General features: G+C 35.8%; 22 protein-coding genes. 8 read left to right on the top strand and 14 right to left on the bottom strand.

Features of this window, described 5'->3' with window-relative positions; genetic code table 11:
• Positions 1 to 96: 96 nt before the first annotated feature.
• Complete coding sequence (locus HDE70_RS10835; protein WP_183866863.1) at positions 97 to 951, bottom strand: AraC family transcriptional regulator; 855 nt, start codon at positions 949 to 951, stop codon at positions 97 to 99.
• A gap of 162 nt (positions 952 to 1,113) precedes the next feature.
• On the opposite strand from HDE70_RS10835, the gene HDE70_RS10830 reads away from it, so the two are divergent.
• Positions 1,114 to 2,163 carry an L-dopachrome tautomerase-related protein gene (locus tag HDE70_RS10830; RefSeq protein WP_183889988.1) on the top strand — a complete coding sequence of 350 codons (1,050 nt, stop codon included), beginning with the start codon at positions 1,114 to 1,116 and terminating at the stop codon, positions 2,161 to 2,163.
• Positions 2,164 to 2,222: 59 nt separating this feature from the next.
• Here the strand turns inward: HDE70_RS10830 and HDE70_RS10825 are convergent, their stop codons facing one another.
• The 4 genes from HDE70_RS10825 to HDE70_RS10810 all read right to left on the bottom strand — a co-directional run bounded on the left by HDE70_RS10825 (position 2,223) and on the right by HDE70_RS10810 (position 5,342).
• Complete coding sequence (locus HDE70_RS10825; protein ID WP_183866865.1) at positions 2,223 to 3,413, bottom strand: FAD-dependent oxidoreductase; 1,191 nt, start codon at positions 3,411 to 3,413, stop codon at positions 2,223 to 2,225.
• Between the two features lie 79 nt (positions 3,414 to 3,492).
• Positions 3,493 to 4,350, bottom strand: a complete 858-nt coding sequence (locus tag HDE70_RS10820; protein WP_183889986.1) for a helix-turn-helix domain-containing protein — start codon at positions 4,348 to 4,350, stop codon at positions 3,493 to 3,495.
• Positions 4,351 to 4,434: 84 nt separating this feature from the next.
• Positions 4,435 to 4,800 carry a nuclear transport factor 2 family protein gene (locus tag HDE70_RS10815; protein WP_183889984.1) on the bottom strand — a complete coding sequence of 122 codons (366 nt, stop codon included), beginning with the start codon at positions 4,798 to 4,800 and terminating at the stop codon, positions 4,435 to 4,437.
• Between the two features lie 95 nt (positions 4,801 to 4,895).
• On the bottom strand, positions 4,896 to 5,342 hold the full coding sequence (locus HDE70_RS10810) for a DoxX family protein (protein ID WP_183889982.1): 447 nt from the start codon (positions 5,340 to 5,342) through the stop codon (positions 4,896 to 4,898).
• Between the two features lie 123 nt (positions 5,343 to 5,465).
• Here HDE70_RS10810 and HDE70_RS10805 point away from each other — a divergent pair, with 123 nt between their 5' ends.
• Positions 5,466 to 6,920, top strand: a complete 1,455-nt coding sequence (locus HDE70_RS10805) for a PLP-dependent aminotransferase family protein (protein WP_183889980.1) — start codon at positions 5,466 to 5,468, stop codon at positions 6,918 to 6,920.
• A 23-nt stretch (positions 6,921 to 6,943) separates the two neighbouring features.
• Here HDE70_RS10805 and HDE70_RS10800 read toward each other — a convergent pair whose 3' ends face one another.
• Both HDE70_RS10800 and HDE70_RS10795 read right to left on the bottom strand, forming a co-directional pair.
• Entirely contained in the window at positions 6,944 to 7,363 is a 420-nt protein-coding gene (locus HDE70_RS10800; RefSeq protein ID WP_183889978.1) for a cupin domain-containing protein, read from the bottom strand.
• Positions 7,364 to 7,573: 210 nt separating this feature from the next.
• Positions 7,574 to 7,765 (bottom strand): serine hydrolase, encoded by a 192-nt coding sequence (locus HDE70_RS10795; RefSeq protein ID WP_409339005.1) that lies wholly within the window; start codon positions 7,763 to 7,765, stop codon positions 7,574 to 7,576.
• Between the two features lie 300 nt (positions 7,766 to 8,065).
• On the opposite strand from HDE70_RS10795, the gene HDE70_RS10790 reads away from it, so the two are divergent.
• From HDE70_RS10790 to HDE70_RS10780, 3 genes are read left to right on the top strand one after another with little or no spacing between them, the layout of a single operon-like run.
• Complete coding sequence (locus tag HDE70_RS10790) at positions 8,066 to 9,766, top strand: FAD/NAD(P)-binding protein (protein ID WP_260160348.1); 1,701 nt, start codon at positions 8,066 to 8,068, stop codon at positions 9,764 to 9,766.
• Position 9,767: 1 nt separating this feature from the next.
• A complete protein-coding gene (locus tag HDE70_RS10785; protein WP_183866872.1) occupies positions 9,768 to 10,346 on the top strand; it encodes a DUF1543 domain-containing protein in 579 nt (192 codons plus the stop codon).
• The gene (locus HDE70_RS10780; protein WP_183866873.1) at positions 10,343 to 10,897 is read left to right on the top strand and encodes a hypothetical protein; all 555 of its coding nucleotides are present in this window, start codon (positions 10,343 to 10,345) and stop codon (positions 10,895 to 10,897) included. The genes HDE70_RS10785 and HDE70_RS10780 overlap by 4 nt, the downstream gene beginning before the upstream one ends.
• Positions 10,898 to 11,321: 424 nt before the next feature.
• Here HDE70_RS10780 and HDE70_RS10775 read toward each other — a convergent pair whose 3' ends face one another.
• The 4 genes from HDE70_RS10775 to HDE70_RS10760 form a co-directional block, all read right to left on the bottom strand.
• Entirely contained in the window at positions 11,322 to 12,308 is a 987-nt protein-coding gene (locus HDE70_RS10775; protein WP_183889976.1) for a hypothetical protein, read from the bottom strand.
• Positions 12,309 to 12,381: 73 nt separating this feature from the next.
• Positions 12,382 to 13,575, bottom strand: a complete 1,194-nt coding sequence (locus HDE70_RS10770) for a HEPN-associated N-terminal domain-containing protein (protein ID WP_183889974.1) — start codon at positions 13,573 to 13,575, stop codon at positions 12,382 to 12,384.
• Between the two features lie 249 nt (positions 13,576 to 13,824).
• Positions 13,825 to 14,352: a RusA family crossover junction endodeoxyribonuclease gene (locus HDE70_RS10765; RefSeq protein WP_183889972.1), complete on the bottom strand. Its 528-nt coding sequence runs from the start codon at positions 14,350 to 14,352 to the stop codon at positions 13,825 to 13,827.
• 28 nt (positions 14,353 to 14,380) lie between these two features.
• Entirely contained in the window at positions 14,381 to 15,433 is a 1,053-nt protein-coding gene (locus tag HDE70_RS10760) for a hypothetical protein (RefSeq protein WP_183889970.1), read from the bottom strand.
• 260 nt (positions 15,434 to 15,693) lie between these two features.
• Here HDE70_RS10760 and HDE70_RS10755 point away from each other — a divergent pair, with 260 nt between their 5' ends.
• On the top strand, positions 15,694 to 17,505 hold the full coding sequence (locus tag HDE70_RS10755) for a DUF4365 domain-containing protein (protein ID WP_183889968.1): 1,812 nt from the start codon (positions 15,694 to 15,696) through the stop codon (positions 17,503 to 17,505).
• A 98-nt stretch (positions 17,506 to 17,603) separates the two neighbouring features.
• Here HDE70_RS10755 and HDE70_RS10750 read toward each other — a convergent pair whose 3' ends face one another.
• From HDE70_RS10750 to HDE70_RS10740, 3 genes are read right to left on the bottom strand one after another with little or no spacing between them, the layout of a single operon-like run.
• Complete coding sequence (locus HDE70_RS10750; RefSeq protein ID WP_183889966.1) at positions 17,604 to 19,103, bottom strand: hypothetical protein; 1,500 nt, start codon at positions 19,101 to 19,103, stop codon at positions 17,604 to 17,606.
• 7 nt (positions 19,104 to 19,110) lie between these two features.
• On the bottom strand, positions 19,111 to 21,102 hold the full coding sequence (locus HDE70_RS10745) for a tetratricopeptide repeat protein (RefSeq protein WP_183889965.1): 1,992 nt from the start codon (positions 21,100 to 21,102) through the stop codon (positions 19,111 to 19,113).
• Between the two features lie 33 nt (positions 21,103 to 21,135).
• Complete coding sequence (locus HDE70_RS10740; protein ID WP_183889964.1) at positions 21,136 to 22,161, bottom strand: hypothetical protein; 1,026 nt, start codon at positions 22,159 to 22,161, stop codon at positions 21,136 to 21,138.
• Positions 22,162 to 22,459: 298 nt separating this feature from the next.
• Here HDE70_RS10740 and HDE70_RS10735 point away from each other — a divergent pair, with 298 nt between their 5' ends.
• Both HDE70_RS10735 and HDE70_RS10730 read left to right on the top strand, forming a co-directional pair.
• On the top strand, positions 22,460 to 23,290 hold the full coding sequence (locus tag HDE70_RS10735; RefSeq protein ID WP_183889963.1) for a hypothetical protein: 831 nt from the start codon (positions 22,460 to 22,462) through the stop codon (positions 23,288 to 23,290).
• Positions 23,291 to 23,378: 88 nt separating this feature from the next.
• The gene (locus HDE70_RS10730; protein ID WP_183889962.1) at positions 23,379 to 23,639 is read left to right on the top strand and encodes a helix-turn-helix domain-containing protein; all 261 of its coding nucleotides are present in this window, start codon (positions 23,379 to 23,381) and stop codon (positions 23,637 to 23,639) included.
• The last annotated feature ends 358 nt before the right edge of the window (positions 23,640 to 23,997 follow it).

Below are 23,997 nucleotides of genomic sequence, written 5' to 3'. Positions count from 1 at the left end.
TAGAAATAAAAATTGGCTTAGTTATAAAAACGGAAAAGATAAATATTTGTTTTTATATTTGAAATTGATATTTTGTTCCATAAACGGTAAATTACCTTAATTAGAAATCTGAGCTTCGTTCATCTTATTTCTAAATGCTTTAGGACTTACTCCTTTCTGAGATTTGAAAAATTTGTTCAGATGGCTTTCGTCGGTAAAACCGAGTTCACCAGCTATTTCATTGATGCGCATATCACTGAAACGCAACCGTGCTTCTACCAGTCTGATCCTGAGATTGGCGATATATTGCTGTAAGGTCTCATTGGTGTGTTTCTTAAAATATTTGCCAAAATAATGTTCTGAGACACCAAATTTACTGCTTAAACTTTCTGCTCTCAGCTTTTCCGGGCTGTAAATATTGGCTTGAATATAATTTAAAAGTTCAAGCGCTTTTTCTTCTGCATCTTCCTTAATCGCACTGGGCATATACTTGGCTATATTCCTGGCAACCACTACAATCATGGTATCTACCATTTTAGTTACCAATTCTTTGTTGTAAAGATCGCGGTTGACGTATTCTGCCATTGTCGCACTAATCAGCGTACGAACCAAAGGCTTATCTGAGATGTTTTTGAGAATGCAACCCGGCTGATGACTCGCATTTTGCAGAATATATTCCAATCTTTTGATATCATCAGTGTGAAAGTCCTGTGAACGGATGTATACATTGCCAAACCGCAGAAAGAAAAATTCTGTGGTTGTTTCAATCTCAAAAGAATGGCAATCATCCGGTGTGATCAGGAACATGTGGTCTGCATGGTAATTGAATTTATTGCCGTTGATACACTGTTTGCCTGTACCGGATAAAACATAAACAAGTTCGAAAAATAAGTGCTTGTGTTCACCTTTAGGGCATTCATCCAGCTTCTTATATACAATTTCAAAAGGCTCGTATAGTGCTTCTCTGTTCATCTGCGTATCTGTTTAATGATTTGTAAATATACGTTTTGTGACAATGAAGTAATGCGGTTTAGCTGAAATGTACTATTATATAGCTTAATTATACAGGTTAATGGGTGTAAATCAGTTGATATTTGCACTGAAGAAAAAATTTAACTTAATTAAATAGAAAAAATGAAACTAAAATTGATATTTTTTGCAACGATATTTTTCATAGCCAACAGGCTATCTGCACAAGCAATAAATCAGGCCAAACTGGAAACTGTAGCTGCTATGGACGTCCGCCCTGGTGATGTAGCTGTTTCTGCCGGGGGAAGGGTATTTGCAACCATCCATCCGCTGGGAAGCCAAAAAACACAATTGGTTGAAATTGTAAATGGAAAAGCACTTCCTTATCCAAACGCCGGTTATCAGAAAAATAATAAAAAAGCAAGTAACGCTACATTTGATTCCATGCTGGGGCTGATCTTTGACAAGCATGATAAGCTGTGGGTAATAGATATGGGCCTGGAATTAGTCAAAACAAGGCTCTGGGCTTTCGATATCAGTAAAAACAAAGTTGTTGAAAAGATAGAACTGTCTGCTGATGTCGCGCCTAAAGGAACTTTTGCACAAGATGTAGCGATTGATGAAGAGCATGGCTGGGCTTATTTAGCAGATATTACCAATCCAAGTATCATTGCCCTTAACCTTAAAACAAAAAAAGCAACGAGATTCAGCGGACATCCATCTTTACAGGCAGAAGATAAAGATATGGTGATTGACGGAAGTGTTGTTTATTTTGGAGGCAAGCCTGCCCGTGTTGGTATTGACCCCATTACATTATCTGCCGATAAAGAAACTTTGTTTTTTGGTGCCATGAACGGTAGCATCTGGTATAAAGTACCTGCAAAGCTTTTCAGAGAAGGGAAGGATAATCAAACTATCGGTAATGCGATAACCAAAGCCGGTAACAAACCATTTAGTGATGGTGCACTTACTGATGCAGCAGGTAATCATTACTTTACCAATTTGCAAGAGCATGCTATTACCAAACTGGATACCAATGGCAAACTAAGCCATGTGATACAGGACAATGAAAAACTGTTATGGCCTGATAATGCGTACCTGGCGGCTGATGGCTGGTTATATATCTCCACTAACCAACTCAATACGACTACGGCATTTACCGGTAAACCAGATAGCGGCAAAGCGCCATTTTATATTTATAAATTAAAATTATAGAAAAGGGAGCCTTAAAACTCCCTTTTTTTGGCTAAGTTCTTGAAAGAGGTTTCAAATTTTTACAGGTTTGCATTCTGGCTAAACTGTTCAATAAGCTTCTTAATTGATTCCTCAGAAGGGGAAGCAAAATCTTTTATCCCTTCGAGCGCCTCTTTCCCTAATAGGGTAGCTCTTGTCCGCATTCGCTTTTCATAGGCTGCAATGGCAGCTTGTACATTTTGAAATTCACCACTGGTAAGACAGTCGCTTAAATCTAAAGCATCCATCATGGCCGTATTAACCCCTTCACCTGATGGAGGCATCAAATGAGCTGCATCTCCAATCAGTGTAAGGTTTTGTTTTGTATCCCAATTTTGGTCTAAAGGGAAATAGTTCAGTGGTCTTGGAACAAAATGTTTACAGGCTTCAAAGAGTGTGAAAAATATTGGGTTCCAACCTTCATAATATTTAACCAGGTAAGCATATACTTGTTCACTATCACTAAAATCAATACCACTGTTTTTGATCCAGTCTTCAGGATACAGAGATGAAGCATAAAACGTCAGGCCACCATCACCTCTTGGCTGCACAGCAATAGTTTTTCCGTTATCCATTGCAATAAGATTGGCTTTATTAACCAATGCATAAATTTCAGGACAAACTTTTTCAGGATAATCTATCTCTCCCTGGATAATAGTTGCCCCTGAATACAGTGCTTTAATGTCTGTTAGGTAAGGACGGATTTTTGAGCGGTATCCTTCGGCTCCGATTACAATATCCGCAGTAGCTGTTGTGCCATTTTTGAACTTAAGTTCCCAGCTCTCATTTACCAGCTCCATGCTTACAAACTGACTATCCCAGGCAACGGTATCTGGAAGAAGCGCATCTATTAACATATTTCTTAACGCGCCTCTGTCAATCTCTGGTCTAAAATGTTCGTCACCAAAACCGGCATCGGAACTTTGATTATGCTCATCTATGAGTACATTTACATCTTTGTCAACCATGCGATACTTGTCAGCCCCAGGCATGTAATTCGCTTTGAAAGCATCCATCAAATCTGCTTCTTCCATAACTTTCAAGCCGGAGTCAAAGTGTAAATCAACGATTGCACCTTGTATGCGTGCTTCTTTGCCACAATCCCGTTCATAAACCTTCACATTGGCCCCTTTGAGCTGTAAAAGCCTGGCTAATGTTAAGCCCCCCGGGCCACCACCTACGATTGCTATTTCTTTATTTTGTAATAGATTGATTGTTTTTGATGCTTCCATTTTTATAACCTTCTTAATTTGATACAAAGGAACAGCCAATGCCAGGTGGAAACAATGCTGATACGCAGTGAGTATAGGACTATTCGAGGTTTTTAGTCCGAAAAGCTAAAGGTGTCATCCCTGTGGTTTTTACAAATAGCCGTGTAAAATAAGAATAATCATCATAACCGAGTTCACCGGCAATCTCTTTTATGGATTTACTGGAGTGGTAAAGCAAGCGTTTGGCTTCCAGTATAATACGCTGGTGTATGTGATAAGAAACAGGATGCCCGGTTGCAGTTTTGACGCATTCATTCAGATACGGAGTAGATATGTTCAGCTGTTGAGCATATGCCATTGGGCTTTTTATCTTCATAAAATGATGCGCTAAAGAAGATTTGAATGATTTGGTAATCACCTCGAAACGTGAATAGTTATTTGTGGTTTTAGCTTCAGATAAATACTGGGATGCAACTAAAGTGACCAGGGTGTTACAACTTTCTTTCAGGATGGAATTAAAGAGCTTCTCGTGTTTCCTTTCAGAAAATTGTATGCAAAGGGCAGCTGTTGCTGAAATGATAGAGAGTGTCTCCTGGTTTAAAATCAAAGCGCTTACAGGGGTGAGGTCTGCCAGTAATTTCAGGTTTTCCTGCTGTAGATTTTCACTGGTGATTATCCAGCTGGTAAATGTTGCATTTTCAAAACCTATCAAATGATGTATTTGATCGGGGTTGATATAGATAACAGATGATTCTTCTATGCTGTGTTTTTCAAAGTCAATTTCAATATGTGTCGTTCCCTTTTCCTGTAGAATAAATAGATGACCATTGTCACGGTGTGGTCGCCCGACTTCTTTGACATCGGGGGGGCCATTACAGGATGTTCTGAAAATAATTATTCCTTCCCTTGTTCCGGAAGGTAGTGTATTCACAGGGATATGGTTGCTTTTTTTAGGCATCTTATTGCCTTACAAAGATAATTTATTTAATAAATAAAAGAGGCCGGTCATGTTTAAATACGACCGGCCTCCATACAGACATTTTTAAAGATCAGTAAAAGGGCCGAAAAACCCTACAATGCTTTTGATCTGATTTTGATCGTTGAACTCCAGGAAATCCATGCCTGGTATTTTTTTACCATCCGGACCCGTAAACTCCCAGCTAAAACGTCCACTATTATGGTGATGATCAACCTTGGAAAGCTGTTGTAATTTATTTCCTGGAGTTTGCTCATGTAATTCGTTAATATGAGCGGCAAGATCATCGATGCCCGTAATCATATCGTTTTGTGTATCAACGTATGTACTTACCGGCGTCCAGCAATTTTTTAAAGCTATTTTTATGTTTTCAAGTCCTTTTGTGCTCCAGGCTTTGCCATATTGAGCTATTGATTCTTCTATTGTTTGCATAAACTGTTTGTTTAATGATGTTGAACCATTTCAATCATTCCGTTAAGCAAAGGAACGGGTGAAAAATTGAATAAAAATTAAAGTAGTTTAATGAATTATGCTTTTTTAGCAGTTGTAAAATTCTCTATACTCCATTTATAATGACCAATTCCCGAGAGTACAAGAGCAGCTCCTGTGAAAACAAATACAGGATAGGCGAAAGGAGCGCCGATCCTTACAAATATGGCCATGCATAAACCAAAACCAAGTGTCAACGCTGCGGCACCTAAAGAGATATATTTAATCTTTAAACCAATGATCAGGAAGATACCAAACACTGCCTCGGAAACTGTAGCGATCAATCCCATAATATTTGCAAATGGCCTGTTCAGGAAGGGCATTAAAGTATTAGAATAATCAATAAAATGTTTCCAATCACCCCAGGAAACACCACTCGAACCGTTAGCTCCCAACCAACCTAATCTGTCCATAACAGGTAATAAAAAGCCAAGACCAAGGGCGAGGCGTAAAAATAATTGGGCAAGCCCTGAAGAATTTTTCATGATTTATCTTTTTTTAAAAGCAAAGTTAAAGCAGGCAAATTTACTTTTGGGGACCAGTCAATTGAAGTGAGGTGGTCCAGTGAATAATTAAAAAAATTGTACTTTTATCATCTTTATTTATATATGCTGCCTTTCCAAAACCTGATCATCCCTGACAGAAATAAACGCTTTCCTATTTACAAGCAGATCACCAGCAGGCTGATCAGCCTGATACAAGAGGGGACTATTCAGCCAGGTACCTATTTTCCTGGGACCAGACAAATGGCGGAGTTGCTAAATGTAAACAGAAAGACAGTGGTCAATGCTTATGAAGAACTTTTATCTCAGGAATGGATCGAAGCCATACCCAGAAAAGGTTATAGGGTAATTCCTGTGTTGCCTGTTATCAAACCAAGATCATTTCAGCCTAAAAATCATTTTATTCCAGCTGCATCTGAAAGCAAGGTAAGCCATGCGATTCCTGAAGTAAGAACGTTAACCACTGAAGATATTGTAGTTAACGACGGTTTTCCGGACGCTGAGTTAGCTCCATTTAAAGAAATAGGTGAGTTATACCGGGATCCGGAGCGCAGCAAAATAATAAAACGGCTGATGGCCATGCGTGATGAAGGTGGCTTAGAGCTGCTTAGGGAATCAACGAGCGTTTTTCTGAACCAAACACGTGGACTTAATATTAGTAAAACAGATATTTTAATTACGCGTGGTGCGCAAATGGCTATTTATATTGCTGCAACGGTACTTTTGAAACCCGGAGATAACGTGGTTGTTAGTGATCCTAATTATTTATTTGCCACAGAGATCATGGCCAATACCGGAGCGAATATCATTACCATTCCTGTAGACCAGGACGGAATTGATGTGGATCATTTAGAAATTGTTCTACAAAAACAGGCTGTTAAGCTTTTATATATTGTTCCGCATCACCATCACCCAACCACAGTAACGATGTCCGCTAACCGAAGACTGAGATTACTCGAATTGATTGAACAATATGATTTCTTTGTTATAGAGGACGACTACGATTATGACTTTCATTATAAGAAGAGCCCCATACTTCCCCTGGCTAGTGCCAGCCACAATGGCAAAATTATTTATATCGGATCGTTTACTAAATTAATTGCACCCTCTGTAAGAGTCGGATATTTGATCGCAGCCCCTGATATTGTAAAGAAAGCCATTTACTTGCGGCGGCTTATTGACCTCAGGGGCGATACTTTTATGGAATATATGCTTGCGCAGATGATCATCAATGGCGACCTGACCCGGCATATCAGTAAATCTAACAAATTGTATGCACAGCGATGCGATCTGATTTGTGATTTGTTAACCAGAAAACTAAGCCATGCTGTAGAATTTACTAAACCACAAGGAGGCATGGCTATCTGGCTTCGGTTTAAAGCTAAATATCCGGTTAGAAAGGTGCTTGCTGATGCTGCGCACAATGGCCTCTTATTGATTGGGACAACTTTTCAAAAAGCAGGCGATCTCAATGACAACAGCCTGCGTTTTGGATTTGCGTCTTTAACTGAGCAGGAGATGGAAGGAGCGGTTAATATCCTTGCACAGATTACCAGATAAAAATAATTTGGCCGCTGCCATTATTAACGGGCGGGTGCTATAAATGGTTTTCCTTTAGTGCCGATAAAATATACCAGTAGTTTGGCATCTTTTGTTGCACTCAGGTTTTTTGTTCCTTTATGCGTTTCATTGGGAACTTCATAGAAAGCTTCCCCTTTTTTAAAACGATGGGTTTTACCATTAAAATTCATTTCTACTTCTCCTTCCAATACATAACCAACTGTAGGGATCGGATGTATATGCGGGCTTGAAACCTCTCCCGGAGCAATTGTTACGACTACTACCGTGACTTCCTGGTTTTTTAGATCCTCTGTATTGATCAATTGTTTGAAAATTACCTTAGGCGGCGTTTTAGTAACGTTTATGGCTTTTGAGATTTGTTGCGCATGTACTGTAATAAATACTGCGCATAATAGTAAAGTTATTAATGTGACCTTTTTCATAGCTAATGATTTATAATAAAACTCTATTATTGGAGTGTGTTAGCAAAGTTAGCCAGGTGTGTGATAGCTAAAGGGGGCCAGTAAGTCCTTTGAGTGGGGGCCAGGGTTGTAAAGGTTAAAACAATAGATTGAATGTTTCTTTCGCATTCAGTATTTTCTTCACCTGCGAATTCGGGTCGCCAGAACGATAATTTGTCAGGATGACTAGTGTCACTTTTTGATTTGGAAAATAAAACGCTTTACCATTTTTGTCATACTGCCAATACGCAAAGTATTGTTAGGTGACATCGGTATTTTGTTTTGGATATCGGCCATGCCGCCAACACCATTCCATGTGCCTTCTGGCGAGATGACAGTTAAACTTACACCCGCAACACCGGCTTCCATCAGTTTGTTAACGATCCGCTGATACTTACTACTATTGGGATGTTGAGCAGGGGGAGGAGGTTGTCATTCTTTCTTTTGCATTAGATAAGAATAGCTAATAATGCTACAAAAGAGATAAATTGATTCTTTTAATTGGATATAGTAATTAGTGGTGTGACCGGAAGAGTGATGTCAAGAAAGATCAGGAATTATGTTAACAATTAAAGATTTGTGAAAATCCTGTTATCCGGCTCATATTTCTTTAAAATAGGTTCTGATAAAACATTTAATCGCCAACGGTGTTGATGCTATATTCTTTATTTAAGCCTTCAAAAATTGGAAAAACGAATTGGTATTCTCGGCGGTGGCCCGAGCGGTTTATTCATGTTCAAACGATTGATAGAATCGGGCAGAACAGATATAGTAATTAATATATTTGAGCGGAAGAACAAATTAGGAGCGGGGATGCCTTATAGTACTGAAGGGGCGTTAGACGAGCATATTACAAATGTATCAAGTAATGAGATTCCATTATTAGTCACTTCACTTGCAGACTGGATTAAATCTGTTCCAAAAGATACGCTCGACAAATTTCATATTGATCCCTTACGTTTCAATGAATATAAAGTTCTTCCGCGGCTGCTTTTCGGTCAGTACTTGACTTCTCAGTTTGATCTTTTACGAAAGATGGCAAGTGAGAATGGCATAGAATATCAGATATTTTATAATAGTACAGTCACAGATATTATCGATTATCCGGATCAGGAGACGGTAGTTGTAGAGATAAATGATAAGGAACAATTCAAATTTGATCACGTTATCATTTGCACGGGGCATAACTGGCCAAAAAAATATGAAGGTAAAGTTCCAGGCTATTTTGATTCACCATACCCACCAGTTAAACTGGCTGTAAAACTTGATCATCCGGTTGCGATTAAAGGTTCGTCTTTAACTGCTGTTGATGCGATCAGAACACTTGCACGTTACAATGGAACCTTTGACAAGGATAATAATGGTAATCTTTTTTATCAATTACTTGATCACAGCCCAAATTTTAAATTGGTATTACATACACGGAACGGAATGCTGCCCGCAGTTAGATTCCATTTGGAAGACTCCCATTTAGCTAACGATTCGCTGTTAACAGCAGAAGAGATTGCTGAACATATCGCTTCAAATAATGGGTTTTTATCATTAGACTACATATTTGAAAAGGATTTCAAACTCCCTATAAAAGAAAAGGAACCAGAGTTTTATGAGAAGATAAAAGATATGAGCCTGGAAGAATTCGTTACCGCAATGATGGATTTAAGAGAACGGCTTAATCCTTTTCAACTGCTCAAAGCTGAGTATGCCGAAGCTGAAAAATCAATCTTGAGAAAAAAGTCCGTATACTGGAAGGAAATGCTGGGTGTATTAAGTTTCGCTTTAAATTATCCTGCTAAGTATCTGTCAGCAGAAGATATGATGCGTTTACACAAATCTCTGACACCACTGATTTCCATCGTGATTGCTTATATTCCTCAAAGTTCCAGTGAAGAAATATTAGCGATGTATGAGGCAGGTGTGCTTGAACTTATTCCTGTTGGTGATGATAGTGAAATTGAAGCTATGGATGAAGGTGGCGCTACGTATCATTACACTGACGAGGCGGGAGAGGAGCATTCTGTATATTTTAATACTTATATCGATTGTGTTGGTCAGCCTCATCTTGCTTTTGAAGATTTTCCTTTTAAAAGTTTACTAAGCGGAAAGACTGTTAGTCCTGCTAAACTCAGGTTTCGTTCATCACAAGAGGGTCAAAAAGCATTGGCCGATGGTAAAGAGGTAATGCAGGATCAAAATGATGACTATTATTTGAAAGTTTCAGGGATTACGATTAATGATAATTTTCAGATTGTTGATGCTTATGGAGCCCTTAATGAGCGTATATACATCATGGCCGTGCCTTATATTGGAGGCTACAATCCTGATTATTCTGGCCTGGATTTCAGTGAGGCAGCTTCGGCTGCAATTATTAAACAATTAATAGCATAAAATGAACGAACAAATATCCGGAGAACTTAAATTATTCATGATTTTATTAGGCTCTAAAGCACCAAAAAGAAATGTAGAGCAGCACGATTTCTTTTTTGGTATCGGTTGTAATTTAAAAGAGCTGGTACCAGCGATTCGTTCTTTTTGGCCAGAGGCTGGTCAGAGCATTCATTTAGATGGCTGGCGCGAAGTAACTATGGTAGACGGCTATCAGGTTAAGGTTGTTTTAAAAACTGAAGCTTCTTTAATTTCCTCTAAGAAGCTTTTCTTTATTAATCTGGGTGGTTATCAGCCTGATATATTAGAAGAGCAGCATTATACGGTATTGAGTGTTCATGATGAACGTACACAGGCGATTCAGGATGCCAAGAAAACTGTATTCTTTAAAAATAATAAGGTTAAAGGAGCAGGTTCACATATTGATGAAAAATATGGGGTAGACGTCGATGATATTTATAAAATAGAAGATATCCTGGCCGATGAATTTAAAGACAAGTACCATATTTTGATTACGCCGGCATCAGGGCAGGAAAAAGACGAAATTCATTTAGGTTATTTCAAACTTGATAAGATCAAATGATAGCTGCTGAGAAATTAGCGGACTGGGTAGGGGTTAAGCACGGCGGGCAACTGATCAGGCGTACGGAGAAACCGTATTTTGATCACTTGATTGCCGTAGCTGAAATGGCAAAACCAGCTGTTGCTTTTGGTTATGAAATTGGCCTTTGCCATGATCTGCTGGAAGATACTGATGTTAGTGAAGAAGAGCTCCGCAGAGTTTTGATTAGTATTGGTTATACAATTATAGATGCGGATTTGATAACCAATTGTGTAAAAGAGCTTACTGATGTTTTTACTGCTACTGCTTATCCTGATTGGGGTAAACCGGAGCGAAAAGCCCGGGAAGCTGAACGTTTGGTGAATATAAGTGCTACTGCGCAGACTGTTAAGTATTGCGACCTGATTGATAATATTGATTGGGTTTTAAAGTTTGATCAAAAGCATGCTAAAAAATATTTGAAGAAAAAGAAGTTGTTAATAAGCATGATGGATAAGGGTGATGAGGGGTTGAGACAGCGGTTAATGAATGTAATTAATAAGGGACTTGGGCGTATCCGGAAAACTGTGTAAATGGGATGAGGTGAAAATTTTAAGGATGGCAAAAATTTCATGGGTTAAATGTCCAGACTTGGAGTAGAGATTAGGGGAGCTTTTTTAAGATAAAGACAAATCGCCTAATGACATTTTATATGCGATTTTATGCATATTTTGGTAAACCCCGTAAAAACAAAAGCCTTGCAATAATTTGATTTGCAAGGCTTTAATTGTTTTTAATACTATTCTCTGTGATCCCGCTGGGATTCGAACCCAGTTCAAATATCAGCGTTTAAATAGTATTTTATGCGGTTTTCGATTTTGACTCACCTAATCGCTCACCATTTTTTTAGATACGTTTTAGCTGCAATTGCTATAATTAAATATAGTCATTTTAAAGGAATTTTCAAATTTATAGGACTAAAAAACAAATTATTTAGAGCTTTATAGATGTTAATTATTATTCTATAAATGCTTCTGGCTTTATAAACTCAATACAAAAAATATCATTGCTAATTTGGTTAATTTTATCCATTAGTCTTTTTTTAAGTTCATCATAATCTTTTATGATCACTGCTCCATGAACCGATTTTACTGAGCTTCCGTTCTTGTTTACTAATTCGCCCCACTTGAAAAAGGGGTTTACATAATCAAGCGCAAATCTTAATTCCCATATCATCGGATTTTCTGCATTATGTATAGTGAGATTAGTCCATTTGTAAACTTTAATGAGATCAGTCAAATGTACATAAGGTAATTCAAGTAGATCAGAATTGTCGTCAATAAATTCGGGAAAAAAATCGTGTCTTAATTTAGGGCCATCAAACTTCCGATTGTAGATATCGTAAATACCACATATCCTTTTAAACTTGATCTCTAATGCCTGCCTGAGAGTAAAACATGCAATATTAATAGCCATTTTTTGATCAAAAATATTTTCTTTGTAGAACCCATTCCAGTATAGATTATTGCTAATCATTGCCAGCTCGTAGGTTTCGTTATTATATGATTTCCAGCCATTAAATAAGATAAAGTCAGGCTTTTTCTTTCTCTCAAAATATTCTATGAATGGCTTTAAATCTTTAATATAGTCATTAATCAAATCTGAAAATTTCATAATGGTATTATGTTTCATTTTAGGGTCATCACCTTCAATAATTTTAACCAATCCATTAAATTTGTTATTAGCTAAAGATAAACTCGCTTTCATAAAATTATTGTATTCAACCTGCTTTCGAATCAATCCTATATTTTTAAATATTGTACCAATGATATATTCTGCATTGTTGGAAACATCTTTTTTAACATGGGTTTTAGTTAAGGCATTTAAGTAGTCCATAAAGCCATATAAACAAGTTTTTGTTGACTCTTTCAAATTGCTGTCAAGCGTTTTTTTTATCTTTTTATCATAAAGCTTAGTAATAAGCTTCTTTGCGTAATTTTCCATAAATTATCTCAGCTAATCTTTAAAAATATATGCTGCTATCTAATAGCTCAAAAATTTGAGGTTATTAAGGTGTTCAATTACTAGAATTTTTAAAAATGGGTGTAGTTTCCAACTTTGTGTCAACAAATTCCAACTTTTTTATAGATTCCACATGATCATAAAACAATACGCATGCATATTTGCCACCTAATTTAGAACTTGGATATATAATGCCATCAACACTTCCGCCTGTTCGATCCTCGTAAGTATATCGAAAATATTCTGTTATGATTTGTGTAGGAACATACTCAATATGCTCACTGCCATCTTTTTCTATTGGTTTACTCAAATCTTGCACAAACTTTTCTAAGAACATAATTGAAAAATAATTATTTCGTTTTGCAGGATCAAAGATGCTTGGTAAAGCGGGCAATTTAGTTAGATCTAATAAAAAGAGCTTTTCTTTATTCTGAAAAACACCAGTTGTAACCTGATCCTTTACAATGTCAGTTGCATCTATAGTTTCGGCATGACAGGTCGGTACATCAAAAGCACAATAAAACATAGATATACCCGCAGGACTCATTCTATTGGACGTATTGGCTAAATGATAAGGTGGCGCAGCGAGTTGTTTAGCCTGAGTTAATATCTCAGAGCTTTTGTGTTGTCTACATCTATATAAGAGAGTACCTATAGGTAACAACTTAAACAAATTAAGATTATCAACACGTCTACCAATATCATCAAGAATTTCATCTACAGGTAACTGATTCATACTTTCTTTGAACTGATTAGAACCCAGGAATACATAGCGGGATTTATGTTTGACAACTTGTTTAAATTGATTCCAATTATATTCTAGTTCTACATTTTCTCTATCAGCGTAAGGATCTTTTTCACACCATTCCTGATTACCAAATACTAAAAGAATATCCTTCCACAGGTTATCATTATCTGTCTCCAAACCGATTTCATAGTACAACATATCCTCCGTGTCAAATTTCGGAGCACCATGATAACCATCTTCTTCGGTTTCATATGCCATACCCTCATCATTTACTTCTCCATAAAAAGCAAATACTCCACCTTTTATAAACGAAAAAACATCTCTTGCCAGAGCTATTTTAGTATATTCTCCACAATAACTGCAAACTCCATCATCTGAATTCTTACGTATATACTCTGCGATAGCATCATCTTTCAAATGCCCCTCACATAAACACTTATCATCTCCAAAATCATTACCACCTTGATTATTATATCCGTACATTTCTTTATAATGCCCCATTATACTATTTAGATTTGAAACTTAAAGTTAATCGAATTCAAGATTATTAATTCAGCTTTATGCCTTTCTTTATCCAATGATTTAAAATCTTTCTATGGATAAACCTATGTAAGGTTTACCGATTCTTATAAAAATTCGCCTATACTGACTAAATTTCAAAAATGCCATCATTGATTCTTTTCCCTTTCTGGCTGATTTTGTCTTTATTCGACAAATTGCTGTTTTTTGCCCTTACTGCTCACCCTAATCTTAGGTCTCTTTTTCATCCATATAGAATAGATGCACTTTGTTAAACCATCCCTTAGAAACATCTTCAAGTTTATTAACCCCGATTGAAATACCGTTTGTGTCAAAGGGGTGTGTATCTTTTAGTGCTAATAGACGTACCACTTGACTGTCATCGTCAAAAACAATTCCTTTCATAGCATCTAAGACTGTTTTGCAAAGGTTATCTACGTCCACATCAAAAAATCTTTTTTTGTTAATGGTAAAAGCTAATATAACTTCTACTGGCATCTTGTAAGGCATTTCATCGGTAATATTTTCTCTCAAAAAGTTGCCTAATTTTTTTTCAAATTCTTGAACAATATCTTTGTCAGGATTACGGATGTACAAGTCATCAAATATTTTCTCAGTTTCGCCATCTTGCATTATGCCTTGATAGCCAACAAGTGGCTTATATTTTTCTTGTTTTGTTGGCACCGGTTTTCCTCCCCACAACGCGACCGCCCAATCCAGATTTGGAACCTTTTTTAGAGTGACTATTTTACTTCCCATTTGAATAATTGATTATCACTGATAATTATTAAAGTTGAATCGTATTTGCTTTATTAATTCTCCAAAGTAAAAAATACGGATTATCTTTAAGTTTATCTTCCTCTGTTCTATATTTGATTTCAGAAGCCAAAAAACCTAAAGTGCTTGTACCTGCAAACGTGTTAAATATTGTTTGAAAATTTGTAGCCATATCGGTATTAATAGCAATTAAGCTAATTGTAATTGCTGCAAGGGTAGTGCCTGTACCAAGTTTGTGAATATTCTTAATGTTTTTAAATTTACGGTTGATGGTTTCGATTTCTGGTCTTAGTTTATCATTATAAATACTATTTATATCATTGTTTCCTAAGTCCAAGGTTGAGTTTAACACGTCTTTTAACGTTACTCTGAAGTTACTTAGCAGATCAATTTCATCATCTAATATCGAATTAAGGGTTTCTGATGAAATATTGTTTATAAATGGTAATGTAATTTCATATAGGATTTTTGATTTTGAATTTCCCCATCCGTTTTCAATTACAAAACTATCTTTCTCATTTCGCTCTTTTATTTTCCATTCGTTGTTTGGCGTATCTGAATTTGCATAGTAAATTATTGCATTCTGTTTTATACCGGGAGCATTATAAAGTATAATCGATCTAATAGGACGAATCATTAGTCTTCCACTTCTCATGAAAGGGTGTAATTCAGTCATTAGATTTCTTGTATTATCATCACTATACGTCGTGTAAGCTGGAATAATATCATGTGGCTCTGGAATGTGCCCATTCAAAAAATTTGCAGGAAAAGTGATATTTCTTTTAATGAAGCGATAATCTTCCGGTGGATAGTAATGCATAAGATGCTCATCTTTGTTGTTCGGTAGCATGAATACTGATGTGAAATCAGCATAAATACTTAGAAATTTTGACACTTCAGATGCTTTTTGAAGATTATCGCAATAGAACTCTGATTTGATCCCTTTTATTACGTTGATATTACCAAGTATTTTTTCCTCATTTTCAACATAAGCATTTATTAACTCCGTAGCACTTACGTTGCTGGCTTCCTTTAAGTATTCAATTAAACTTTTATCGATCATCTTGTAAAGTTTAAATTTTAAATATTTGCGCAATTTCTTACCACTTCGTTATCAATCGAGTATGGCAAGAGACGCACAAAAACAAATAAATTTAAAAAATTAATGCTACATTCTTGCATAGGGCAATCTTAAATGCCATATTGATAGTTTTGAAATGATATTATCAGGTAATCTAATCAAGCTTAATGATTGCCATTAGGTTTTAGCACAATCAAAAATAATTTTATTTATTAAGTTTATAAAAACAAATAGCTGTTTATATGGATTATCGCTCAACTTTACCTAAATCAAGCTCCAATGAAAGTCTAGAAACAATTTCTAGAAATAAATTGGCTTTATTGTTCCATAATTCACTGTTTGAAATTAGGCATGAACTAGTTAGAGACAAAGGGGTTGATTTGATAGTGGAGATTAAGGAAAATGATTATTATACGAATTTTCGATTTATTATACAGTTGAAAGCCACTGGTCATATTAAAGCTAATACAGATTTATCTTTGTCATTTGGTATAGAGGTAAATAATATTAATTACTTGTTAAACTATGGAATGCCAGCTTATTATATACTTTATGATCAGCGTGAGGATAGATTCCTTTTTGCAAATGCAAAAGAAATTTATCAATCAATGATTAAAAAGTATCAAAATTCCCCTTTGCCACGCAAATACACCTTTCACTTTTCAAAAAATCTTGATGAACTTGCTATACATTCTATTTATGAGGATACATTGCATAACGGTTTATTGCTTAGAAGACTCAATTCTCACATAAAAAATACAGCTGCCGGAAAACAACTAGGTGCAGGTATAATGATTGATGAAGACAACGAAGTCTACAGCGTAGAGCAGAATCTTTCATTTATTGAAAATTGTGGCTTTAGGCTATTAAATGATTTTGAATTTCAAAGGATTATTGAAATAGAGCAACGCACATATCTAGGAGGTAGGGAGATGTCCCCAATATTCAATTATGTTTGCGGAATGGCTTATTTTCATAAAGCACAGATTTATAAGGCAATTGACTATCTTAAAAAAGCCGATCGTAAATCGTCATCGTTTGAACCAGATCAAAAAGCAATCCTTAATTATATCCTTCTTCAAGCAAAATATTTGTTGGGAATATTAAATGAAGAAACTTATGATTCTGAAAATAAAAAATTATTAGAAGGGAAAGATTTAGGGTCATTTCTTGAGATTGAGAAAGCCTGTCAGCTTTTTTATGATGAAGAAGGAACATCTACGCAAAGAATAAAAACTCTCTATAAAAATATTACTAATATAATTGAGAGAGAACCAGACAACATTCAAGCACGAATTGTTGGCTACTCAAAAATTCTTTCCATAGAACTCATTATTCTAACCCATGACTTTACCAAAAATCTAACAAATCTATTTTGGTTTGGTGGATCTTACCTAAAAGATAGATTATATGAGAAATGGGAGATTATACAACAAAAGTATTTTGAACGGATTACTAAGGTTATCGAAATTGCAGCAAATCTAAATTATGTGTTGGCGTTAAGTAATCTAGCTATGGATCACTTATCATGGCTATATAGGAGCGCGTATATTCGTGAATTTTTTGATAATTGGAATGCAGATTTATGTTGTGCTGGTAAAATCAAAGATAAAACCGCAGGTGATGGTTTGCTTAAGAAAACTGTCATATTGGATAAGGTATGCGGTTATTGTGAGAATATCTCTCATCCTGAAACACAAGTGCTATGTCTATTCCTGAAATATAAGATCGAAGACTTTACATGTCATTCAGATGCTTCCATTACAACACTTAGCCTTATCTATAATTTGATACAAGAGAAGGAATTACAGCACTCACATCTGGAAAATTACGAGAAGTTAGTTAAGGGAGAGACTGACCATGAAGTGTTTTACAAAAATATGGAGTCCAGAATGATCAATTTTCATAAGATCATTGCTGATGCTAATATAAACCTAAATCATATTAATAATCCTCCCGTTGACAGCTTGGAATCCTTCGACGAATATATAGAATGGTCAATAACTGATTTTTTAGAGTTTGACTTCACAGATATCATAAATGAAGACGAATAATTTCGTTGGTCGCAATCCTTATGGAAAGTAAGTTGTCAAATAATTGCAAGTTGGTTTTTAAGAAATAAGAGCTGAAAATAATAACAATTTTCACCAAATTAATTATTGTTTTTTTTGAATATTAGTTTACGAAATTGTTCAATAATAGCTAATTGGAGCTTTCTCCATCTTCCTATTGGTTTATTCTCAATCCGAGGGAAGATAAATGCCAATCCATATTTCCCGTTTATCTCAGGATGAAAATTAAGTTCAATGGAAAACTGTTCACTAATTTTCCATTGCCTTGATAAAGGCACATTTGTATCACTATTAAACTTTTGGTAGTCAAATTCAAGCTTCAACTCATCATCATTTCCCAATATTAATAGTGCGCAATGAATTATTTTTTTACATTCGCTATAGCTTGGGTCTGAGAGAGAATGTGCGTCTCCTTTAAATGCAATTAGTTTACGGCAATCTTTAGATGAAATCTCAATAACAGAATCACAGAAATCAAGATATCTGTGATTTCGCCCCAATCTCGATGTAATAACTCCATCTACAATTATTGGCTCTTTTCTTTCTGCGTTTTTAAAATCCCATGCAAGCTTGTTCAACAAAGAATCCCAATCGTCTCTTTTATCGCTGAGAAGCTCTGGTAGAACTTCATTAAATTCGTCGACGGAAAGCACCTGAGTTTTAATGCCGAGGAGATTATATAAAGCTTTAGCTTTTGAAGTTATTGTCTTATCGTCAGTTATAAAATAATCGCAATATCCAGCAAAATAAGAATGATAACCATCATTCTGGAGATTCCCTAGGGTATTTTTTTTAGTGATTTTATCTTTGCTTATACCTAATACATCGAGCATATTATAGGCCAATTGAAAGAAATCATAATATGGGATCTTATCTTTGTCCTTGTAGTAGATTGTATCTTTGATAAAATCAAAAAAGGTTTTCTGAATTGCAGTATCCTTGAGTGCTTCGTTAAAATCGATATCTCCGTTTAATGTTATTTGCCCATTGTTCATTCCCTTGTCAACCATTGTCCTAAGATCCTTGTACAAATTACTATCCTTATGAAGTTCCTCGGTAAATTGTATCATATTGTTCATTAGATCTAAAAAGGAAGCTCCCTCTTCTAATGGCAAGAAAGATGACACTAGTTTCTTTTGCTCTTGTGGCAAGTTTTCAAATATACTGTTATCGATTCCTATAGGAAGGTTCTCAAATATTGACCTAAGCATTGATTTGAACGAAGCGTTCATTTGATCATCATCTTCAGATGGCTCAAATATATTCATTGCGGAAGTATACTCATTATCCGGACTATCATCATCAAAAGCCATTTTTGGCGTAGCAAGATAAAAGCCAGGACGACGTTCAATTGGATCATAGGCCAAATAATTGTCCCCTGTTAAAAATTCCATGAACTCGAAATCCAGAAATTTATAGTCAGACTGGTCTTTACGCTTATCTCTAATATGACCAATTGAAAAATAAACGCTCAATCTATCTTTTCGTTCAACAATTAATTGATTTAACGTCTGATATTGCGGCAAACTATTAATCCTAAGATTGCTAAAAACATTCGTGTCAAAATATATTCTCGACATTATTAGATTACTTTGAAAAAAAACTAAACCGTTCTTGTATCATAACCAAACAAGCCTCAAATATCTTCTTACTTGCAGCAGTTTCGTTGGCGTTTTTAATTGCCACATCCATTTTTTTACTATCTAATCCAAGTTTTATCCTCAGATACCCATTAATCCGTCCTACCTCTCTCATTGCTAGTATAGGAATATGTATGATAGCATTGCACATTTGCTCACCAAAAGCTTCAGGCTCTTTTACATTAGCGGTAATCATATATGGCGCCGTTTTCGGATAATAAAGATATGCTTGCTCAAATAGGTGTTTAAAGAGATTTTTCTCAAATGATTTATCATTTTTGTGAATCTTGATGTATTGTAAACACTCATGAAATAATTTTAATCCGACTAACTCATTGAATTCAATATAAACCGGAGGAAATAAGTGACTATTAAGATCCTTTTCCAGTGGATGCACGTTTCGAAACTCGCAATAGTTATGATAATTATATAAAGAGCTTAAATAGGGCTCTATATCAAAGGATTCGTTTTTTATATCCGTAATCTGAGTACGCTGGAAAATAACAGTATGTTTTGTCAGCTGGACTAATGCAGCGGTTTTATTTTTCTCATAAAGCAGAATCCTGCAAAGACATTCTAAGGCCGATGTATCGTCGGATTGGAGTCTAAGACGGTATAACATGAATTCTTTCGCTTGAACTCTCAGCATAATGTTTTTTCGCCAATTATCCTTTAAGTAGTCTCTCTTAAGATTCAGTAAATATGGATCACCAGGATATTGTTTAAGTCCTTTTTCCAAGAATCTAAGTCCGTTCTCATAATCACTAATTTTAAGATATGCGTAAGCAAACCAAAAATATCCACTTGTATATTTAAGGAAAAGTTTACTATCAGCTTCCAATGCTTTCTTAAGATATGAAATGCCTTCATTAAAATTATTCAAATCCTTGATTAAAGCTATTCCCTTACATATTAACGCTTGTGGCAAATCAGGTTTGATAGATAATGCATTATTGTAACATTGCATTTCTTTTTCCAGATTTCTGTAGAAGGAATAAATATGCCCTAAGTTCTTCCAGGATTCAGCATAATTTGGATTTAAATCGAGTGCCTTTTTATAATGTTTTTCTGCCTCTTCGTATTGACCTAGTTCGGTAAGTGTATTCGCATAATTAAAATAATGATGTGCCTCTCCAATTTCATCTATTGCAGACTTGAATATGCCACTTGCTTCGATAACCATAGCACGATTTTTAGCTTCGATCCCGTATTCAGCTAAAATTGACGCCTTATTCAGTTTGATTTCTAAGAGATCGGTGATCTCCAGGGCTTCATTCACCGATGCAAGTGCATCTTTATAATGGTAGAGCCCATATTGGCACATTGCAATAGAATTCAACCAGCAAGCATTTGGATTGTCTTTATTAAGTTTATCGAATAAAAATTTTGCAGTTTCATAATCTTTTTTGAGATAATAGGCGGCAGCATCCTTCTCACCTTTGCCCATCATCGAAAAGTCAAACTCTGGAAAGGCATGGAGTAGAAACTTTCTGCTAAAAATAGTATTGACGTAACTTGATATTTCATTCCAGTCCAATTCACTTACTTTTTTTGAAGAATCAAAACTAATAGAAAAGGTTTTATTTTTTTTTGTCAGGTCAACCGATCGTTCATTAAACCAGCAGTAATAGGCTTCAATATCTTCTGCCACATAACATATCAGCAACAAGGGTTCTAATCTACTCAGATACAAATTAACCGTAGTACGTTCCAATTTGACCGAAATCCCTTTTCTTTTTTCTATTTTCTGATGTGCTTTTAGCTGAACTGAAAAATTCTGACCATTAACTGCACCATTTAATACGACTTCAATTTTAAAATCGATACCATAATCAGTTGGTTTATCTATGATCCATTCCGTAGGTAATTTGTTCCTTAAAAAAAGTTCCGATTTGTATTCCAAACTATGATTTGGATGTCTTGAAGGAAATTGAGTCACGTATATTCAATTTATGATCTCTGATTCTATTTTTTATATTAAAAGATGTTTTTTAATGGATAAGCGGAAAGCTTTATAAGCCGCTTCGATCTGCTCAGTCTGTCGGTTGAACTCTGTCTGAAGATCAGATACACGAATACCATAGGCATTCCAATCACCATCAGCCGGACTATCTGGAATTTTATACCAGTGCGTCTGATAAACCTCATAACGAATCTCAGGTGTAATTGGGATACCTTGCGTTTCGTATTCTGCGATATATTTCATGCCCGATAGATTTTGTGGAAATAATTTTTGGGCAGCCAATAAATGAATCTTATTTAGTAAATCAGCAAAAGCTTCGAAAGTTTCCTGAATCTCCACATTAAGGAAATGATTTTCCAGCCCCTTACGAAAATTTTCTACCAGATTCCATAAATAGTAATGTGTTTTGTTGATTGACAGTGAAGTGCAAAGAATATCCAAGCTTTCAAAGATCTCAACCTGCGAGGCTATCTCGTTGAATTTTTCAAAAATGGCCTTATCATGTCCCAGATATTCATCCTTGGTAAATCTCTCTAAGATACCTTCATAATCATCTAAAATCGCGCGTATAGCCATAGTAAATATATCAGTCAGGTTTTTCTCCGCGCCCTTGACACCTGCTTTATTTACACTATAAGTACTTGTGCGGTTATTACGGATGTCAAAAGGCAAGTCTTCTGGTCGACATTGATCAGTGTTTACCACGCAAATAATACGCTCCCATCCAAGAGCTTTTATCGCATAACCTAGTTCAATTAAAACATTAGGATTCGGGGTTTTTCTTCCAGCGTACCCTGGATTGATAATGGTTACGTCGGCTACAAAAATATCTGCCATACGTATCTTTTTTAAGATTGTATCGACAATATCCGGGCTACCGCTAGTCTTTTGCGTGTCCTTGTCAAGACTCAATTCAAAATCAATCTCTTTATTGATAATCTTGATAGCACTTTTAAGTGCATCACGGATCAAATAATGATGTTGATCAGGATCTAAGTCGGACTGCCAGCTATAGAATAATGTTTTAAATGCCATATTGCAAGTTAAATAATAACAATTGAATTATACACGTTAGGAAGACTATTGGTGAATTTTATATATTGAGAAAGTTTAGGTATTTTAGTTAGATTTTTTTGCAAAAGTCTTTTTACAATATGCAGAACTTAGCCCTATTCTTAATCAAGATACAGACTTTCGATATTAAAATCGTTACTAAAGGGAAACTGCAAACTAGAATAAATTTTGAGGAGGGTAAGCTTGCCTATAGTATTGTTCATGAAACTCAGTATTACGATTCATATAGCTATAAAAGCGAAATTAGAGTACTGAAGACATGGCATTGGTAGACCTGCTATCTCTTAATGACATAAGTTTAAAAAGGGAATTAGAGCAACTTAAAAAGTTAAAAGAAAGGTTTAAATTATTCTGGACAAATTTTCACCAACATTACAGTGAACTTCAGGCAGAATATCCACGCAACTTTATTTTTTCCGTTCGTCTCGACGACCTTTTTATAGTGAAGAATTTGCAATCCGATCACACTGATATTTTTATTGGTGATGAATTTGTAGAAAGCCTTAATGATTCTGTTAAAATCCGGGAAAAGTATCTGAATGAGCTAATCAATGAGGTTGAAGCAATATTAACCCCAGCTGAAACATTTGAGGAATGGAAATCTAAGCAAGCTAGCCAGAAGACCGACAGTTGTGCTCTTTCAAATTTTTCAGTCACAATTCCTTATAATGCAGACGCTGGTATGCCCAAATTCGATCAACAGTCGGCCAATGACTTTCTTAAAATAATGAAATCCTATTTTTCCGAGGAGGATCAAATACAGCTTTCGGCATTAATTTCTGATAGCAAATCACTTACAAATCGGTTGATTTTTAGAGGCAATGGCAACCAGCTTGCGGATGCCTTTAAGCAATTGATTGAAGCCAATCTCATTACAGGCTGCCTGAAATCTGACCTTGAAAAATGGGTAGCGAAGAACTTTCTTTATGGTACAAGGGAGACTCCGAAAGAATACACAGAAGGTTGGGTTGGCGCTATTATCTCTGAAGACACCAAACCTTGTAAATCACCAATTATTGAAATCAGAATGATAGATCGAGTTCCTACAGTTTTCCCAACGACAAGAAACAAAAGAAACGGTAAATATTAGTAGGGAAACGGTAAGGACGCGGTTTAACCCCTTGTAACCGTACAAAACAAGCCAGTACTATTGCAGTATAAAACAAAATATACTGCATATGAAGTACACATTTGAAGAACTACCACAGGCCATCAGTGCACTGCATGACAAGGTGGACAATATTAAAGACTTATTATTAGAGAGCCAAAAGGTACCGCCACCTTATGCTGATCTATTGACAATTAAACAGGCCGCTGAATTTCTCAGTCTTTCTGTACCGACATTATATACTAAAGTCAGCCGGAAAGAAATTCCTGTAAACAAACGGGGCAAAAGACTTTATTTTTCTATAGCTGAGTTGAGTACCTGGATAAAGTAAGGCAGGAAGAAAACGCAGGAAGAAATTCAAGGCAATGCCAAATTTCACCCTACCAAAGAAACCCCACCACCTACGTAGTCAGGTATCAGTATCGCTATATACCGAAATAGCCAGTTATCAGTAATAATAGCAGTACCAGGTGTACAGATCATAAGGGAGCAATATATATCTATTTATGTAATGGGCTATATATCTACATGAATCTATGGGTCTATTAAAGTATATCGATATAACCATCTATAGGGAGTTTTTGTAGATCAAACAACGGACACTGCCATTTAACTGAGGAAAGCTATTGGGCTTGTAAGGCCTTTATCGGGGACAGCTATAGCGGTAGAAAGGCGGTTTATGCAGTCAG

Origin of the sequence: Pedobacter cryoconitis, assembly GCF_014200595.1 — a bacterium.
GTDB lineage: Bacteria > Bacteroidota > Bacteroidia > Sphingobacteriales > Sphingobacteriaceae > Pedobacter > Pedobacter cryoconitis_C.
The sequence above is the reverse complement of the archived record's forward strand: the minus strand, read 5'-3'. Positions and strand labels throughout refer to the sequence as shown.

Excerpts from the sequence above, each read along its gene's own strand:
- HDE70_RS10835 (WP_183866863.1), bottom strand. The coding sequence starts at position 951 with ATGAACAGAGAAGCACTATACGAGCCTTTTGAAATTGTATATAAGAAG.
- HDE70_RS10830 (WP_183889988.1), top strand. The coding sequence starts at position 1,114 with ATGAAACTAAAATTGATATTTTTTGCAACGATATTTTTCATAGCCAAC.
- HDE70_RS10825 (WP_183866865.1), bottom strand. The coding sequence starts at position 3,413 with ATGGAAGCATCAAAAACAATCAATCTATTACAAAATAAAGAAATAGCA.
- HDE70_RS10820 (WP_183889986.1), bottom strand. The coding sequence starts at position 4,350 with ATGCCTAAAAAAAGCAACCATATCCCTGTGAATACACTACCTTCCGGA.
- HDE70_RS10815 (WP_183889984.1), bottom strand. The coding sequence starts at position 4,800 with ATGCAAACAATAGAAGAATCAATAGCTCAATATGGCAAAGCCTGGAGC.
- HDE70_RS10810 (WP_183889982.1), bottom strand. The coding sequence starts at position 5,342 with ATGAAAAATTCTTCAGGGCTTGCCCAATTATTTTTACGCCTCGCCCTT.
- HDE70_RS10805 (WP_183889980.1), top strand. The coding sequence starts at position 5,466 with ATGCTGCCTTTCCAAAACCTGATCATCCCTGACAGAAATAAACGCTTT.
- HDE70_RS10800 (WP_183889978.1), bottom strand. The coding sequence starts at position 7,363 with ATGAAAAAGGTCACATTAATAACTTTACTATTATGCGCAGTATTTATT.
- HDE70_RS10785 (WP_183866872.1), top strand. The coding sequence starts at position 9,768 with ATGAACGAACAAATATCCGGAGAACTTAAATTATTCATGATTTTATTA.
- HDE70_RS10780 (WP_183866873.1), top strand. The coding sequence starts at position 10,343 with ATGATAGCTGCTGAGAAATTAGCGGACTGGGTAGGGGTTAAGCACGGC.
- HDE70_RS10775 (WP_183889976.1), bottom strand. The coding sequence starts at position 12,308 with ATGGAAAATTACGCAAAGAAGCTTATTACTAAGCTTTATGATAAAAAG.
- HDE70_RS10770 (WP_183889974.1), bottom strand. The coding sequence starts at position 13,575 with ATGGGGCATTATAAAGAAATGTACGGATATAATAATCAAGGTGGTAAT.
- HDE70_RS10765 (WP_183889972.1), bottom strand. The coding sequence starts at position 14,352 with ATGGGAAGTAAAATAGTCACTCTAAAAAAGGTTCCAAATCTGGATTGG.
- HDE70_RS10760 (WP_183889970.1), bottom strand. The coding sequence starts at position 15,433 with ATGATCGATAAAAGTTTAATTGAATACTTAAAGGAAGCCAGCAACGTA.
- HDE70_RS10755 (WP_183889968.1), top strand. The coding sequence starts at position 15,694 with ATGGATTATCGCTCAACTTTACCTAAATCAAGCTCCAATGAAAGTCTA.
- HDE70_RS10750 (WP_183889966.1), bottom strand. The coding sequence starts at position 19,103 with ATGTCGAGAATATATTTTGACACGAATGTTTTTAGCAATCTTAGGATT.
- HDE70_RS10740 (WP_183889964.1), bottom strand. The coding sequence starts at position 22,161 with ATGGCATTTAAAACATTATTCTATAGCTGGCAGTCCGACTTAGATCCT.
- HDE70_RS10735 (WP_183889963.1), top strand. The coding sequence starts at position 22,460 with ATGGCATTGGTAGACCTGCTATCTCTTAATGACATAAGTTTAAAAAGG.
- HDE70_RS10730 (WP_183889962.1), top strand. The coding sequence starts at position 23,379 with ATGAAGTACACATTTGAAGAACTACCACAGGCCATCAGTGCACTGCAT.